A 15,955-nucleotide genomic window follows, 5' to 3' on the forward strand; every position below is an offset into this window, starting at 1 on the left:
ATGGCGTTTCAGAGAAATCACTCTTCCATGGAATTTGACAATCTCGATGCCTTGCGCGTGCTGCTTGCCACGGCGGAAACTGGCAGCCTTACAGCAGCGGGCAAGCGCTGCCGGCTGTCTACAGCGGCCGTCAGCGCGGCGATCAAGCGGCTGGAAACCTCGCTGGGTGTGCGTCTGTTCGAGCGCACCACACGCGCCGTGCGGCCCACGGCCGAAGGCGCGGTCATGGTTGACCATGCGCGCCGCGCCCTTGAGCTGGTGTCGGAAGGCCAGGCCAAAGTCCGCGCGGGCACTTTTGGCCTCACGGGCAGCATCCGCATCACCGCCACGGCCATGCTGGCTCGCGAGATGCTCGCTTACTGGCTGGCAGAGTTTGCCAACGCCCATCCCGGCATTGAAATCGACCTGCAGATCAGCGATGCGCGTGTGGACCTGGTGCGCGAGGGCATCGACATCGCCTTGCGCAATGGGCCGCTGATGGATTCGACCCATTCTGCGCGCCTGCTGGCGCCGGCGCGCCGGGTGGCTTGCGCGAGCCCTGACTACCTGGCGCGCCGCGGTGCGCCGCTCGAGCCTTGTGAACTAGCGCAGCACGACTGCTTGGTCTGCCATGTGCGCGAGCGAAGGCAGGATCAGTGGCAGTTCGAATTGCACGGAGAGGCCAGCGCGCCTTTTCAGGTGCGCGTGGCCGGGCCACTGGCCTGCAACGACGCATCCATTGCGTTGCAGTGGGCGCTGGAAGGGCGGGGCATCGTCTACCAGTCCGAGATCGACCTCATGGCCTCTTTGGCCGACGGCAAGCTGGTGCGCCTTTTCGCGGGTCACCTGGGTGAGCCGGCGCCGCTCTATGCTGTGGTGCCGAGCCGGCGCTATGTGCCGGCGCGCGTCAACGAGGTGATTGAGCGGCTTTCAGCGCTGCTGACCGAACGGCTGGCAGCGCTGCACCCGCCTGCGGCCTAGGCTCAACGCGGTGCGAGGCGGATCGCACCATCCAGGCGAATGACTTCACCATTGAGCATGTCGTTTTCAATGATGTGTTTGGCCAGGCGGGCATAGTCCTGCGGCGTGCCCAGGCGTGAAGGGAAGGGAACGCCCGCGGCCAGCGAGTCCTGCACTTCCTGCGGCATGCCAAAGAGCATGGGCGTGCCGAAAATGCCGGGCGCAATCGTCATGTTGCGGATGCCGTTGCGGGCCAGGTCGCGGGCGATCGGGAGGGTCATGCCGACGATGCCGCCCTTGGAGGCGCTGTAGGCCGCCTGGCCGATCTGGCCGTCGTAGGCTGCCACAGAGGCGGTGGAGATCAGCACACCGCGCTCGCCGGTGGCTTCCGGGTCGTTCTTGCACATGGCGTCGGCCGCCAGTCGGATCATGTTGAAGCTGCCCACCAGATTGACGGTGATGGTTTTGCTGAATGAGCCCAGGCTGTGCGCGCCGTTTTTGCCCACGGTTTTTTCGGCGGGCGCAATGCCGGCGCAGTTCACCAGGCCCATCAGCTTGCCCATGGCAACCGCCTTGGCCACCACGGTCTGGCCGTCGGCTTCCTGGCTCACGTCGCATTTGACGAAGGCGGCCTTGTCGGCACCCAGTTCCTTGGCAATGGCTTCGCCCTTGTCGGCCTGCATGTCGGCGATGACGACTTTGGCGCCGTTGGCCACCAGCATGCGTGCTGTGCCTTCACCCAGGCCCGATGCGCCGCCGGTGACGATAAATACTTTGCCTGCGATTTCCATGGTGGTTCCTTGATGAAGATGGAGGGATTTTGAAGAGCTTGCGTGAACGTTTTATGTGACGTTAACGTAAACGTCAATTATGGCGCATGAAAAGTACCCCCCGCGCTCGTTCACTTCGTGTGGTCGCTGCCCCCGAGGGACGCTTTTCATCTAGGGACGGCCCGGCGATGAAAAAGCCCGGCGCCTTTCGGCGGCCGGGCTTTTCGCAAAAGTGGGGCGTTGGCTTATTTGTAGCCGACACGGTCCAACATCTGCTGCACTTTGAGCTGGTTGTTGCCCACGGCGCTGATCGGGATGGTTTCAGACTTGAAGCTGCCATTGCCCGACGGTGTCATGGCCTTGAGCGCGGGATTGCTCACGCCCAGCCCCGGTACGGCGGCCCACTCGTTGTTGCCGTTGGCAAAGTACTCCTGTGCGCTCGGGCTGGCCAGATATTCCATGAACTTGACGGCGTTGGCCGTGTTCTTGGCGTTTTTGGCAACCGCCGCGCCGGCGATATTCACATGCGTGCCCCAGCTGTCCTGGTTGGGGAAGACCACGCCCACGCGGTCGGCCACGACTTTGTCTTCAGGCGCGTTGGAACGCATGATGCGCGCCAGGTAGTAGGTGTTGGTCAGCGCAATGCCGCACTCGCCGCTGGCCACGGCCTTGATCTGGTCGCTGTCGCCGCCCTTGGGGTCACGCGCCATGTTCGCCACCAAGCCCTTGAGCCATTGCTCGGCCTTGGCTTCGCCAAGATGCTCGGTCACCGCACCGAAGAGGGAGAGGTTGTACGGATGTGCACCGGAGCGGGTGCACAGCAGGCCCTTGTTCTTCGGGTCGGCCAGCTTTTCGTAGGTGTCCACGTCGGCTTTCTTGACCTTGAGCTTGTCAAACACCACAACGCGGGCGCGCGTCGAGAAGCCGAACCAGGTCGTGCCTTCGGCCGTTTCCTTGGCGCGCAACTTGGCCGGGATGGCGGCTTCCAGGGCGGGTGACTTGATGGGCTTGAAGAGGCCGTCCGCATCGCCCTTGTGCAGGCGCGCGGCATCGACCAGCAAAATCACGTCGGCAGGAGATGCCGTGCCTTCGGCCTTCAGGCGCGCCAAAATGCCGGCGTCATCCGCGTCCACGCGGTTCACCTTGATCCCGGTGGCCTTGGTGAAGTCGCTGTAGAGCTTTTCGTCCGTCTGGTAATGGCGGGCAGAATACAAGTTGACCACCTGTTCCTGCGCTGATGCCAAGCCTGCCAGCAGCATCAGCGACGAGAGAACCACTTTTTTGTACATAACTTTCCACTTCCTTACTGGTATTTTTAAAGCCCGGCCATGATAAAGCAAATAAGAATCATTCTTGGTAGTCCCCCTACGTTGTGCAAGCCTTCACGAGGGCTGGACTGGCTGGCGGGCATCGGCCTGGCTGCGGTTTTGTCGCTGTTTGCCGGCTGCGCCACAGCGCCGCCCGGACCGGCCGCGCCTGTAGCGCCGCTACCGGCGGAGGCCGCCAGAAAGCCGGTGCGCATCGGGCTGGCGCTGGGCGGTGGCGCGGCGCGCGGCTTTGCCCATGTGGGTGTGATCGCCGTGCTTGAGGAGGCCGGGCTCAAGCCGCAACTGGTGGTCGGCACATCAGCCGGCAGCCTGGTGGCGGCGCTGTACGCCAGTGGCAAGACCAGCGCGCAGCTGCAGCAGACCGCGCTGAACATGGAGGAAGTTGCCATCACCGACTGGATGCTGCCGATCATCGGCCGCGGCATGTTCCGCGGTGACGCGCTGGCCCGCTATGTCAACGACCTTGTGGCCAACCGGCTGATGGAAAACATGGCCATTCCGCTGGGCATCGTCGCCACCGATCTCAACAGCGGCCAGGCCGTGCTGTTCCAGCGCGGCGATACCGGCACAGCAGTGCGCGCATCCAGTGCGGTGCCGGCTGTGTTCGTGCCCGTCAAGATCAACGGCCGCGAGTATGTAGACGGCGGCCTGGTCTCACCGGTGCCTGTGCGCTTTGCCAGGCAGATGGGGGCCGACGTCGTGATTGCTGTCGACATCTCCAGCCCGCCCGAAGCCAACCTCGCCGGCGACACGTTGCAAATCCTGCTGCAGACTTTTGCCATCATGGGCAAAAGCATCAACCAGTACGAACTCAAGGATGCCGATGTCGTGGTCCGTCCGTCGCTTACGGGCCTGAAAAGCGCCGACTTCTCTGCGCGGCAGCGCGCCATCGATTCAGGCCGTGCGGCCATGTTGGCCGCGTTGCCACAGCTGAAGGCAAAGCTGGCCGCAGCGGGTGTGGCGATGGCAAGGTAGCTGCTATTGATTTGATAGCTGCTAGCGCTCGTCCCTATTGGGTAAAACGCCTGAATAGCTTAAATCGGGATGCGCCGGACAAAAAAAAGCCCAATCTTGCGACTGGGCTTAACTGGATCCGTGAAAATGAATTTCGAATGGATCCGAGGAGACAAGCGGTCTGGAATCGTGCTGTTACGCAAGGTTCCGGGATCAGGCTCCGGTCGTTCCCGCAGAAATGCGGGAACAATGAATAACAATTAACGCTTCTTGGAAGCGGTTTTCGTGGCGCTCACTGCGGATGCAGCCACGGTGTTGAAGTTGGCTTCAGCCATTTCGCTGGCTTGCTTGACAGCCTTTTGCATGGATTCGAATGCGTTATTCGCGGCAGCAACAGCGCTCTTCATCACGGCAACGGCGGTTTCGGAACCGGCTGGCGCATTTTTGGCAGCGTTGTCGACCAGGCCGACAAACTTCTTCTGTGCATCAGCAGTTTGGCCTTCCAGGGTCTTGCCCAGTTCAGCACCGGCAGCCGAAGCGATGTCATACAGGTGACGGCTGTAAGCAGCGGTCTTTTCAGCCAGGGGCTGGACCAGGCCGGCTTGCAGGGCCATCAGTTCTTGCGCGTCTTTCACGCCCATCACGGCTTGTGCGTGGTTGGCGGTTTCGGCAAGGGCAGCCTTGGTGGCTTGCACGTTCAGTTCGACCAGCTTTTCAACGCCTTCGAAGGCTTTGTGGGTCAGACCAAACAGGGTTTCGATGTTGGCTTTGTGGGAGGCCATGATTTGTTCAGCGGTCAGCATAATTAATCTCCAGATATAAGTTAATGAGTCGTCGGGTCAATAGTTGCGTTGCGCTGAATTGCTGCACTGCAACATGACCCTAAGTATAGGCATTGGCCGAGGCATTGCAAGCAGTTTTTGTTGCACTGCACCATTTTAGATGTCGGGCCCTATTTGCACCCCGAAAACAGAATTCAAAAGCATTCAAAAGTCCACGATTTCCGGTGCTGGGTACTACATGCCCGTCGCTGCTGCTTCAGGCCACAATCGTTGAAGCCCTTCCTCGCTTCTCATCTTGCAAGCTTTTTACGCCGACAACTTCGTATTGCCGCTGCCGCTTGGGCACCGTTTTCCCATGGCCAAGTACCGGCTGTTGCGCGACCGCCTGGTCAACGAACTGTCGGCCGTTCGAATGGCGCAGGCACCGGCCGCCACCGATGGTGAGCTCGCCCTTGTTCACACGCCCGCCAATATAGATGCGATCATGCACGGCACCTTGCCGGCGCCCGCGCAGCGCGAGATCGGCTTTCCCTGGAGCCTGGGCATGGCCGAGCGTGCGCGCCGCTCTGCCGGCGCCACCGTTGCAGCGGCCCGCGTGGCGATGGGGCCAGGGGGCAAACGGGGCGAGGGCGTTGCAGCCAACCTGGCCGGAGGTACGCATCACTCGTATGCCCACAAAGGCGGCGGCTTCTGCGTTTTCAACGATGCGGCGGTGGCCGCCAGGCTCATGCAGGCGGAGTGGGCGCGGCTGCACCGCCACGAGCGCAAACCGCTGCAGGTCGCCATCATCGATCTGGATGTGCACCAGGGTAACGGCACTGCCAGCATCTTTGCCGCGGACACCAGCGTGTTCACGCTGTCGTTGCATGGGCAAAAGAATTTCCCGTTTCGAAAAGAAGCCAGCGACCTCGATGTGGACTTGCCGGACGGCTGCGGCGATGCAACCTATCTGCAGGCGCTGGAGCATGCGCTTGACGAGCTGGAGCGGCGCTTTGAGCCGGGGCTGGTGCTGTTTCTGGCGGGCGCCGATCCGTACGTGGGCGACCGGCTGGGACGGCTGGCCCTGAGTTTTGACGGTCTGGAGGCGCGCGACCGGCGCGTCTTCGACTGGGCCTGGCAGCGCCGCATCCCGCTGGCGTTTTCCATGGCGGGTGGCTATGGCATCAACATCGACGAAACCGTGCAGGTGCAGATGAACACCTACCGGGTGGCGCTTGAATACTGGAAGCGCTGGAATCCGTAGCGGGGGTGATCCAGCGGGGATTGCTGCTACATTGCCAGGGCCATCCTAGGTGGCCAGGAAGTAAAACAAGCTAATAACAAACAAAAATATGCAGCCACGCTCCGGGGAATCCCAGAAAAATACCGCAGCCCATGCTGCCCACGCTCTTCGCGTGCTGGTGTTAGGCGGCACCGGCTTCATTGGCCGCCATGCCGTGGCGGCGCTGCACGCGTCGGGCGCGCAGGTTTCGATCGGCAGCCGCCATCCTTCGCGCCACGAAGAGGCCTATCCTTTTGCTGTCTTGCGCGCTGCGCGCTTTGAGCAGCTGTTACAGCCCGATGCGTGGACAACCCTGCTGAAAGATGTGGACGTGGTCGTCAATTGCGTGGGCATCCTTCGCCAGCGGCCGAATGAGTCGTATGACCATGTGCATCACCGCGCGCCAGCGGCGCTGGCCGTCGCTTGCGCCGGCGCCGGCATTCGGCTGATTCATACCTCGGCCCTGGGCTTGCACGCAGGCGCCAAAAGCCGGTTTTTGTCGAGCAAGCTGCTGGGTGAGCACACCATCGCGGCGTCGGGCAGCGACTACGCCATCGTGCGGCCGTCCTTGCTCGACGGCGAGGGCGGCTTTGGTGCCCGCTGGCTGCGCGGCTTGTCGCGCTCGCCGGTGCAATTTATTCCGCGCGGTGCGCGCGGCGGTATTGCGGCGATGGCTGCCACCGATCTTGGGAAAGCGTTTGCTGCGCTTGCGGCTCTTTCCTCCCTGGCTGGTCACCGCGAGGTTGAACTCGGCGGCACCCGCCGATACGGCTACGCGGAGTATTTGCGTGAGCTTCGCGCCGACTACACCCGCACCCGCGCGCTGCAAATTCCGTTGCCCAACTGGGCGGCACGCCTGGGCGCGCATGTATGCGACGTCCTGCACTTTTCGCCTTTCTCGTATGGGCACTGGATATTGCTGCAGCGGGACAACGTGCCTTCACCCAATCGTTTGCCGGAATTGCTGGGGCGCGAGCCGCTTCCGATCAGACTTCCCTGCAGCCCAGTTATTCATCCAAAAGCCCACCCTGAGTCCGGCCAGGTTCACGCTGGCAAAATAGGTTCTCATGACCTCCCCGACACGCCCGCAGGCTGAAGCCCGCAGCGCCTATAAAGCCTTTCGCGACATCGGCACCCGATGGTCCGACAACGATGTTTACGGTCACGTCAACAACGTCGTCTACTACAGCTGGTTCGATACCGCCGTCAACGGCCTCCTGATTGAACGCGGCGCCATCGACATCCACACCGGCAGCGTGATCGGCCTGGTGATCGAAACCCAATGCAACTACTTCGCGCCGCTGGCCTTTCCGGAGCCGGTGGTCGCGGGCATCCGCGTGGCACACGTCGGCTCGTCCAGCGTGCGCTACGAAGTGGCCCTGTTCCCCGGCGATGAGGGTGCATCGTGCGCGGCCCGGGGCCATTTCATCCATGTGTATGTCGACCGCGTCACGCGCCGGCCGGCGCCACTGCCCCCCGAACTGCTTTCTGTACTGGAGACCCTCTGATGACCCAGGCACTGCCCGTGCTTCCCTATATCACCCCGCGCCGAGCAGGCGATGCACGCAATGCGGTGGATGAAGCCATCGTCAGCCGCCAGTCGATACGCCAGTTTTTACCCAAACCGGTGCCGCGCGAGACCATTGCCCACCTGCTGGAAGTAGCCAGCCGCGCGCCTTCAGGCACCAACACACAGCCCTGGAAGGCCTATGTGCTGCAGGGCGCGAGCCGCGATGCGTTGGTCGGCAAAGTCTGCGAGGCCCATGACGCGATATACGCCAACCCCGCACTGGCCGCCGACTACAAAGAGGAATACGACTACTACCCTGAAAAGTGGGTCTCGCCCTATATCGACCGCCGTCGCGAAAACGGCTGGGGCCTCTACGGACTGCTGGGAATCACCAAGGGCGACAAGGACAAGATGCATGCACAGCACCATCGCAACTTCCAGTTGTTCGACGCGCCTGTGGGCCTGATGTTCACGCTGGACCGCGTGATGGGCCGGGGTTCACTTGTGGACTACGGCATGTTCATGCAAAACCTCATGGTGGCCGCGCGCGGCCTGGGCCTGCACACCTGCCCGCAAGCGGCCTGGAACGGGTTTTCCCGGATCATCCTCCCGCACATCGGCGCGGGTAGCGACGAAATGCTGGTGTGCGGCATGGCGCTGGGTTATGCCGATGACACGGCGCTCGTCAACACATTCCGTACGCCACGGGTGCCGGCTTCGGAATTCACCACATGGCTTGATTAGGCGCAGCGCAGTTGCATCTCCGTACGCGCCAGCTAGTTTGGGTGTTGCGGGTAAAGTCAGGGATTCGCGAAAAGACGCGATTTCTTTTTGCCTGTTTGGGCTCTGTTTTTTTGTTTCACCTGTTTTAGAAGGACCTCACAATGAATCTCACCACCACACCTTCCGGCCTGCAATACGAAGACACCGTGCTGGGCACCGGTGCCATCGCCAAGGCGGGGCAACATGTCAAGGTTCACTACACCGGCTGGCTCTATAACAACGGCGTCCAGGGCGCCAAGTTCGACTCCAGCAAGGACCGCGGCCAGCCGTTCGAGTTTTCCCTTGGCGCAGGGCAGGTGATCCGCGGCTGGGACGAAGGCGTGCAAGGCATGTCGGTGGGTGGCACCCGCCGCCTCGTCATTCCGGCGGAGCTGGGCTACGGTGCGCGCGGCGCCGGCGGCGTGATTCCACCGAACGCCACTTTGCTGTTTGAAGTGGATTTTCTCGGTACCTGAGCTGGCGCGAGTTGAAGAAGGCCCCGGTGCGGCATTGGCGCCGGGCCTGTTCACCTGATTAACCGCCAAGGCGCCCTGGCGCCGCGGCCCTCAAGCGATCCCCATGATCATCACCAGCCTGCTAGACACCGACTTGTACAAGTTCACCATGATGCAGGTGGTCTTGCACCAGTTTCCGGGCGCCGAGGTGGAATACCGCTTCAAGTGCCGCAACGCCGGTGCTCCGGGTATTGGTGATCTGGCGCCCTATGTGACCGAGATACGGGAAGAAATCCGTGGCCTGTGCAGTCTGCGCTTTCAGGATGCCGAGCTGGCTTACCTCAAGGCCATGCGCTTCATCAAGAGCGATTTTGTCGACTTCCTCGGCATCTTCCGGCTCAATGAAAAGTACGTCAGCGTCACGGCCTTGCCTTCGGGCGAGATCGACGTGTCCATCAAGGGCCCCTGGCTGCACACCATCCTCTTCGAGATTCCGGTGCTGGCCATCATCAATGAGGTCTATTTTCGCAACACGCAGAAGAAGGCGGACCTGGTCGAAGGTCGCAAGCGCCTGGAGACCAAAATTGGCGAGTTGCAGACGCAGGGCCTGCGAACGCTCAAGATCGCCGATTACGGCACACGCCGCCGGTTTGGCAAAGCCTGGCACGAAGAAGTGCTGCGCACCCTGGTGACGCGGCTGGGCACGGGGGTGGGTGGCCAGTTCGCCGGCACCAGCAATGTGCTGTTTGCCATGAAGCTCGGGCTGACGCCGTTAGGCACCATGGCGCATGAATACCTGCAGGCCTGCCAGGCGCTGGGGCCGCGTCTGCGTGACAGTCAGGTCTTTGGCTTCGAGTCATGGGCCAAGGAATACCGGGGCGACCTTGGGATCGCGCTGTCGGACGTTTACGGCATGAGTGCCTTCCTGCGCGATTTCGACATGTACTTCTGCAAACTGTTTGACGGCGCGCGACACGACAGCGGCGACCCGTTCCAGTGGGGCGAGCGCATGCTTGCGCACTACACCAAGAACCGGGTCGACCCGCAGACCAAGACGCTGATTTTCAGCGACGGCCTGACGGTGCCGCGCACCATCGAGCTGTTCCAGCAGTTCAGGGGGCGTTGCCAGCTGGCCTTCGGGATCGGCACCAACCTCACCAATGACCTGGGCTATGAGCCGCTGCAGATCGTCATCAAGATGATCCGCTGCAACGGCCAACCCGTGGCCAAGCTGTCTGACACACCTTCCAAGAACATGTGCGACGACGAAAAATACCTGGCATATTTGCGGCAGGTGTTTGAAATCGCCTCGCCTGCATAATCGACAGCCTACCTGGCTTATCTTGAAAACCCGCGCGTGACTATTGCAGGCGTTCCCCTAGATTTCGTATTGTTTGGCCTGACGCTGCTCGGCGTTGCAGTGTTCCACCATCACACGCTCAAGGTGGCGTTGGCGGGCCTGGCGGTCATCACGCTTTACAAGCTCGCGCTGGGTGATTTTTCAGGCGTGCCTGGTATCGGCGGCCTGCTGCAATTGCTCGCGCACGAGTGGGTGACGCTCGGCAACTTGCTGGGCCTGTTACTGGGTTTTGCGCTGCTGTCCGATCATTTTGAAAAGAGCGGTATCCCCGCACTGTTGCCGCGCTATCTGCCCGACGACTGGAAAGGCGGCTTTGTGATGCTGGTATTGGTCTTCGTGATCTCCAGTTTTCTCGACAATATCGCGGCGGCCATGATAGGCGGCACCATGGCATCTGCGCTGTACCGCAAGCGTGTTCATATCGGCTTCCTGGCTGCCATCGTGGCCGCCAGCAACGCGGGCGGCTCGGGCAGCGTGGTGGGAGACACCACCACGACCATGATGTGGATTGCCGGGGTTTCGCCGGGCCAGGTCTTCGAGTCCTATGTCGGTGCATTGGTGGCGCTGGCCATCTTCGGCGTGATCGCTGCGCGCCAGCAGCACGCGCTGCAGCCCATCATGAAGGACGCCACTCCGGGCGCGCATCTGCATTGGGCCCGGCTGGGCATCGTCGCCATCATTCTGCTGTCGGCAGTAGCTGCCAATGTGTATTTCAACCTGCGCGATCCGGCGGTGCTGGAGCAACTGCCGGTGATCGGTATCTCGGTATGGGTGGCCATCGCGGTGACCACGCCCTGGCGCCGGCCCGACTGGCGCTTGTTGCCTGACGCCGCACGCGGTAGTGTGTTTCTGCTGTCGCTGGTGCTTTGCGCTTCCATGATGCCGGTGCAGCATTTGCCGGCCGCCAGCTGGCAAACTGCTTTCGGCCTGGGTTTTGTGAGTGCGGTGTTTGACAACATTCCGCTCACGGCGCTGGCCCTGCACCAGGGCGGCTACGACTGGGGCTTTCTGGCATACGCCGTCGGCTTTGGCGGCAGCATGCTGTGGTTTGGCTCCTCCGCTGGTGTGGCCCTGTCGAATATGTACCCCGAGGCCAAGTCGGTTGGCGCCTGGATCAAGGGCGGCTGGCATGTGGCGCTGGGCTATGTGGCCGGATTTTTCGTTTTGCTGGCCGTGCTTGGCTGGCATCCTGACGCTCCCCGTGCCCGAAAGATTGCAGCGACCGCACCGCCGGCGTCCGCAATGCATTCCCCCACCGGGACGGAAGTACCTGCTCCCGCATCACTTGTGAAAACACCATGACCAAACCCAAAATTCTCGTCGCTCGCGCCGTATTCCCCGAAGTCATCGCCCGCCTGGAACAGTATTTCGAGGTTGAATCCAACCAGGCCGACGAGACCTGGTCCAAGACCCAGCTCACCGAGCGCCTCAAGGGAAAGGACGGCGCCTTCACCACCGGCGGCGACAAAATCGACGCGGAGGTGCTGGCCGCCTGCCCGGGTCTAAAAATTTGCGCCAACATGGCGGTGGGCTACAACAACTTCGACATCGACGCCATGACCGCTGCCGGCGTGCTGGCCACGAACGCGCCCGACGTGCTGACTGAAACCACCGCTGATTTCGGTTTTGCCCTGCTGATGGCCACGGCACGCCGCGTGACCGAAAGCGAGCATTACCTGCGCGCCGGCAAATGGACCAAATGGAGCTACGACATGTTTGCGGGCTCCGACATCCACGGCGCCACGCTGGGCATCCTGGGCATGGGGCGCATAGGGCAGGGCATTGCCAAACGCGGTGCCCATGGATTTGGCATGAAGGTGATTTACCACAACCGCTCGCGCCTGGATGCAACGCTGGAAGCAGAATGCAAAGCCAGCTACGTCGGCAAGGAAGAACTGCTCAAGACGGCAGATCACCTGGTGCTGGTACTGCCGTATTCGCCTTCATCCCACCACACCATTGGCGCAGCAGAACTGGCGTTGATGAAGCCCACCGCCAACCTGATCAACATCGCACGCGGCGGTATCGTCGACGATGCCGCACTCGCTGCCGCCTTGAAGAACAAGCATATCGCAGCCGCAGGCCTGGACGTGTTCGAGGGCGAGCCCAAGGTGCATCCTGATTTGTTGACCGTACCCAATGTGGTGTTGACGCCGCATATCGCCAGCGCCACCATTCCCACACGCCTTGCCATGGCCGGGCTGGCTGCCGACAACCTGATCGCATATTTCGGCGGCAAGAAGCCGCTGACCCCGCTCAACCCCGTGGTACTGGCCGGCAAATAAGCAAGAAGAAGGCAGCAAGCGGACAATGAACAGATGATGGAATCCTGGCTGATGATTGCCTTGTTGGTGGCCAACCTGCTGTTGCTGGTCTGGCTGCTGTTGCGCAAGCCCGCCGAACCAGCGGATACGGGCCGCATCGAGCTGCTGGCAAACATCGCGGCAGGCCACGACAAACTTGAGCGTGAATTGCGGCGCGAGATCGGCGACAACTCGCGCAGTAGCCGGCAGGAATTGGCGACTACTTTCGCCACCTTCCAGCAAACGCTGGTGCAGCAAAGCGCCGAAGCGATCCGCACGCAGAACACGCAAATTGACGCGTTTTCGCAGCAACTCACCCTGCTGCAAAAAACGCTGTCGGATACCCTGACCACTCAGCTGCAGTCCGTCAGCGAGTCGAACGCCAGGCGCATGGGTGAAGTGCGCGAGACCCTGGAAAAACAGCTGGCGCAACTGCAGCAAACCAATTCGGCCAAGCTCGACGAGATGCGCAAGACGGTCGACGAGAAACTGCAGACGACGCTGGAGACGCGCCTGGGCGAAAGTTTCAAGCAGGTAGCCGACCGGCTCGAACAGGTGCACAAGGGCCTGGGCGAAATGCAGACGCTGGCGCAGGGCGTGGGCGACCTCAAGCATTTGCTCACCAATGTGAAAACGCGCGGCATTTTTGGCGAAGCGCAACTATCGGCGCTGCTGGAACAGGTGTTCACCGTCGACCAGTATGCGGCCCAGGTCATTACCCGCCGTGGTGGCAAGAACCCGGTCGATTTCGCCATCAAGCTGCCAGGTCGGTCTGATTCGGGTGAACCTCTGTGGCTGCCCATTGACGCGAAATTCCCGAGCGAAGACTACGAGCGCCTGCTGGACGCGCAACAGCGCGCCGATGTGCTGGGCGCTGAAATCGCCGGCAAGGCGCTGGAGACGCGCATACGGCTGGAGGCCAGGTCGATCTCCGAGAAATACATAGACCCGCCTTACACCACCGATTTTGCGATTCTTTTTTTGCCGACCGAGGGCCTCTATGCCGAAGTGCTGCGCCGGCCCGGCCTGATGGAATTCCTGCAGCGCGACCACCGTGTCACGCTGGCCGGCCCGACAACGCTGCTGGCCATGCTCAATTCACTGCAGATGGGTTTTCGCACGTTGGCGCTGGAAAAACGTTCCAGCGAAGTCTGGCAGGTGCTGGGTGCGGTGAAGACAGAGTTCGGCAAGTTCGGCGACGTGCTGGCCAAGGTCAAGTCGCAAACCGAAACCGTGCTCAACACGCTGAGCAGCGCCGAGCAGCGCAGCCGTGTCATGGGCAAAGCCCTGCGCAATGTCGAAGCGCTCCCGGAAATCGATTCTGCCCGCCTGCTTCCATTGGATCCGCTTGACAAAGACCTGGACAACATTTGATGCGCACCGCATGAGCTGTGCGTCATGACGCCTGAACTTGCACGCCTTATCGTGGCGCAGATCTGCCTGCACGCCTGCATGGCCGGCACGCGCATGGCGGCGCCCCTGCTGGCGCTGCGCGAGGGCTACAGCCCTGCGGCGGTGGGAGTGCTGCTTGCGTTGTTCGCTCTGACGCAAGTCTTCCTGGCGCTGCCGGCCGGCCGTTTCGCCGACCGGCATGGTCTCAGGCGCCCGATACGGTATAGCGTGTTCGCTGCGGTGCTGGGAGCCGGGGCTGCGGTGGCCTTTCCGGTGTTCCCGGTGCTGTGTCTGGCGGCGCTGCTCACGGGCGGCGCCACCGGCGCGGCAGTTATTTCCCTGCAGCGCCACGTGGGCCGTGCGGCGGTCGGCGCACTGGAGTTGCGCCAGGTGTTCAGCTGGCTAGCCATCGGTCCGGCGGTGTCCAATTTCATCGGGCCTTTTTCCGCCGGCCTGCTGATCGACCATGTGGGCGCCGTGCCGGGCAGTACTTCCGGCTACCGGGCGGCGTTTTTGTTGATGGCGATCCTGCCGCTGGCCTGCTGGTTCCTGGTGCGCAAGACGCGGGAGCTCCCTCCGGTGATCGCCGCCAGCGGCGGGGTGCAGCCCAAGGCCTGGGATTTGCTGCGCCAGGCCGACTTTCGCCGCCTCATGCTGGTGAACTGGTTTTTGTCGTCCTGCTGGGACGTCCATACTTTTGTGGTGCCGGTGCTGGGTTTTGAGCGCGGCATCAGTGCTTCGGTCATAGGCACCATCCTGGGATCGTTTGCGGTAGCCGCGGCCCTGATCCGCATGGTGATGCCGCTGGTGGCGGCCCATCTGCGCGAGTGGAAGGTACTGGCGGTCTCCATGCTGGCGACAGCCGCACTGTTCGGCATCTACCCCTTGATGCATTCGGCGATCGGCATGGGCCTGTGCTCCATCCTGTTGGGCCTTGCGCTGGGCATGGTGCAACCCATGGTGATGAGCATGCTGCACCAGATCACACCGGAAGCGCGCCACGGCGAAGCGCTGGGGCTGCGCTTGATGGCGATCAATGCGTCCAGCGTGGTGATGCCCATGTTGTTTGGATCTGCCGGCGCGCTGATGGGAATCGGCGGGGTCTTCTGGGTCACCGGGGCCATGGTCGGCGCGGGTTCACGCGCGGCGTGGCTGCTCAAGGACAGCATGTCTGCCCATGGCGGGCACCATCCCGAAACCGGGCCTACAGACGGTAAAAGTCCTTGATCAGGTCCCAGGCGACCTGTGCGTCGTCCACGTACTGAAAGAGCTTGAGGTCGTTGGGCGATATCACGCCTTCTTCCACCAGCATGTCGGTGTTGAGCAGGCGTTTCCAGTAGCTGCTGCCAAAAAGAATGATGGGCACCGGTTTGGCCTTGCGGGTCTGTACCAGCGTGATGACTTCAAACAGTTCGTCGAGCGTGCCGAAACCACCCGGAAACACCACAAGCGCCTTGGCGCGCATCATGAAGTGCATCTTGCGCAGCGCGAAGTAGTGGAATTTGAATGACAGCTCAGGCGGCACATAAGGGTTGGCCGCTTCTTCCATGGGCAGGGCGATCGCCAAGCCCACACTGAGCCCGCCGGCCTCGTGCGCACCCCGGTTGGCCGCCTGCATGATGCCCGGGCCGCCGCCGGTGCAGATGAAGAGCTTGGTCTCGGGCGGTTTTGTCTCGCTGTACTGCGCCACGAGCTTGCCGAAGGCGCGGGCTTTTTCGTAATAGTGGGCATTGCGGGCCAGTTTGCGCGCGCGGTCTATGGTTTCGGCATCCCCGCCTGCCTCGGCTTCGGCCACCATGGTGACGGAATCTTCCTCGCTGCGAAACCTGGCGCTGCCGAAAACGACCACGGTATTTTCAATGCCATGGGCCTGCTGTTCCAGGTCGGGCTTGAGCAGTTCCAGCTGGAAGCGGATCCCGCGTGTTTCACGCCGCAGCAAAAACTCCGGGTCGGCAAATGCCAGCCGTGAGGCGTCGGCCTCCAGCGGTGTGCCTTCCCGTGCATGGGCCTGCAGTTCAGCCCAGGCGTTGGCCAGGCGGCTGACGGATAAATCTTGTTTTTGTTCCATAAGCTTATTGTGAACGATCAGGTGGAGAGGGTGCTTTTCGGGGACTGGAGGCCGCGCAAAGCAAAAAGGCT

Annotated in this window: 16 protein-coding genes; 12 read left to right on the forward strand and 4 right to left on the reverse strand. The window is 62.0% G+C overall.

Annotated features, from left to right (window positions below; genetic code table 11):
- The first annotated feature begins 27 nt into the window (after positions 1–27).
- Positions 28–960 carry a LysR family transcriptional regulator gene (locus AC1DZE_RS13670; protein WP_477673745.1) on the forward strand — a complete coding sequence of 311 codons (933 nt, stop codon included), beginning with the start codon at positions 28–30 and terminating at the stop codon, positions 958–960.
- Between the two features lie 2 nt (positions 961–962).
- Here AC1DZE_RS13670 and AC1DZE_RS13675 read toward each other — a convergent pair whose 3' ends face one another.
- Together AC1DZE_RS13675 and AC1DZE_RS13680 are read right to left on the reverse strand one after the other, a co-directional pair.
- Positions 963–1,730, reverse strand: a complete 768-nt coding sequence (locus tag AC1DZE_RS13675) for a 3-hydroxyacyl-CoA dehydrogenase (RefSeq protein WP_477673744.1) — start codon at positions 1,728–1,730, stop codon at positions 963–965.
- A gap of 224 nt (positions 1,731–1,954) precedes the next feature.
- Positions 1,955–2,998 carry an extracellular solute-binding protein gene (locus AC1DZE_RS13680; protein WP_477671035.1) on the reverse strand — a complete coding sequence of 348 codons (1,044 nt, stop codon included), beginning with the start codon at positions 2,996–2,998 and terminating at the stop codon, positions 1,955–1,957.
- A 120-nt stretch (positions 2,999–3,118) separates the two neighbouring features.
- On the opposite strand from AC1DZE_RS13680, the gene AC1DZE_RS13685 reads away from it, so the two are divergent.
- The gene (locus tag AC1DZE_RS13685) at positions 3,119–4,012 is read left to right on the forward strand and encodes a patatin-like phospholipase family protein (RefSeq protein ID WP_477671227.1); all 894 of its coding nucleotides are present in this window, start codon (positions 3,119–3,121) and stop codon (positions 4,010–4,012) included.
- Between the two features lie 239 nt (positions 4,013–4,251).
- Here AC1DZE_RS13685 and AC1DZE_RS13690 read toward each other — a convergent pair whose 3' ends face one another.
- Positions 4,252–4,797: a phasin family protein gene (locus AC1DZE_RS13690; RefSeq protein ID WP_457279775.1), complete on the reverse strand. Its 546-nt coding sequence runs from the start codon at positions 4,795–4,797 to the stop codon at positions 4,252–4,254.
- Between the two features lie 271 nt (positions 4,798–5,068).
- On the opposite strand from AC1DZE_RS13690, the gene AC1DZE_RS13695 reads away from it, so the two are divergent.
- The 10 genes from AC1DZE_RS13695 to AC1DZE_RS13740 all read left to right on the forward strand — a co-directional run bounded on the left by AC1DZE_RS13695 (position 5,069) and on the right by AC1DZE_RS13740 (position 15,043).
- On the forward strand, positions 5,069–6,016 hold the full coding sequence (locus AC1DZE_RS13695) for a histone deacetylase family protein (RefSeq protein ID WP_477674159.1): 948 nt from the start codon (positions 5,069–5,071) through the stop codon (positions 6,014–6,016).
- Positions 6,017–6,104: 88 nt separating this feature from the next.
- Positions 6,105–7,130: an NAD(P)H-binding protein gene (locus AC1DZE_RS13700; protein WP_477671033.1), complete on the forward strand. Its 1,026-nt coding sequence runs from the start codon at positions 6,105–6,107 to the stop codon at positions 7,128–7,130.
- The gene (locus AC1DZE_RS13705; protein ID WP_477671032.1) at positions 7,102–7,542 is read left to right on the forward strand and encodes an acyl-CoA thioesterase; all 441 of its coding nucleotides are present in this window, start codon (positions 7,102–7,104) and stop codon (positions 7,540–7,542) included. The genes AC1DZE_RS13700 and AC1DZE_RS13705 overlap by 29 nt, the downstream gene beginning before the upstream one ends.
- Complete coding sequence (locus tag AC1DZE_RS13710) at positions 7,542–8,288, forward strand: nitroreductase (protein ID WP_477671031.1); 747 nt, start codon at positions 7,542–7,544, stop codon at positions 8,286–8,288. The genes AC1DZE_RS13705 and AC1DZE_RS13710 overlap by 1 nt, the downstream gene beginning before the upstream one ends.
- A gap of 140 nt (positions 8,289–8,428) precedes the next feature.
- Positions 8,429–8,782, forward strand: coding sequence for an FKBP-type peptidyl-prolyl cis-trans isomerase (locus AC1DZE_RS13715; RefSeq protein WP_457278836.1), 354 nt, complete (start codon positions 8,429–8,431; stop codon positions 8,780–8,782).
- 103 nt (positions 8,783–8,885) lie between these two features.
- Positions 8,886–10,082 carry a nicotinate phosphoribosyltransferase gene (gene pncB, locus AC1DZE_RS13720; RefSeq protein WP_477671030.1) on the forward strand — a complete coding sequence of 399 codons (1,197 nt, stop codon included), beginning with the start codon at positions 8,886–8,888 and terminating at the stop codon, positions 10,080–10,082.
- A 36-nt stretch (positions 10,083–10,118) separates the two neighbouring features.
- A complete protein-coding gene (locus AC1DZE_RS13725) occupies positions 10,119–11,423 on the forward strand; it encodes a citrate transporter (RefSeq protein WP_477671029.1) in 1,305 nt (434 codons plus the stop codon).
- Positions 11,420–12,406 (forward strand): 2-hydroxyacid dehydrogenase, encoded by a 987-nt coding sequence (locus AC1DZE_RS13730; RefSeq protein WP_477671028.1) that lies wholly within the window; start codon positions 11,420–11,422, stop codon positions 12,404–12,406. The genes AC1DZE_RS13725 and AC1DZE_RS13730 overlap by 4 nt, the downstream gene beginning before the upstream one ends.
- Positions 12,407–12,442: 36 nt before the next feature.
- Positions 12,443–13,798 carry a DNA recombination protein RmuC gene (locus AC1DZE_RS13735; RefSeq protein WP_477671226.1) on the forward strand — a complete coding sequence of 452 codons (1,356 nt, stop codon included), beginning with the start codon at positions 12,443–12,445 and terminating at the stop codon, positions 13,796–13,798.
- Between the two features lie 24 nt (positions 13,799–13,822).
- Positions 13,823–15,043 (forward strand): MFS transporter, encoded by a 1,221-nt coding sequence (locus AC1DZE_RS13740; RefSeq protein WP_477671027.1) that lies wholly within the window; start codon positions 13,823–13,825, stop codon positions 15,041–15,043.
- On the opposite strand, the gene AC1DZE_RS13745 is transcribed toward AC1DZE_RS13740, so the two are convergent.
- Complete coding sequence (locus AC1DZE_RS13745; RefSeq protein WP_457278831.1) at positions 15,021–15,884, reverse strand: LOG family protein; 864 nt, start codon at positions 15,882–15,884, stop codon at positions 15,021–15,023. The genes AC1DZE_RS13740 and AC1DZE_RS13745 overlap by 23 nt on opposite strands.
- Between the last annotated feature and the right edge of the window lie 71 nt (positions 15,885–15,955).

The organism is Polaromonas sp. P1_F1, assembly GCF_056405795.1.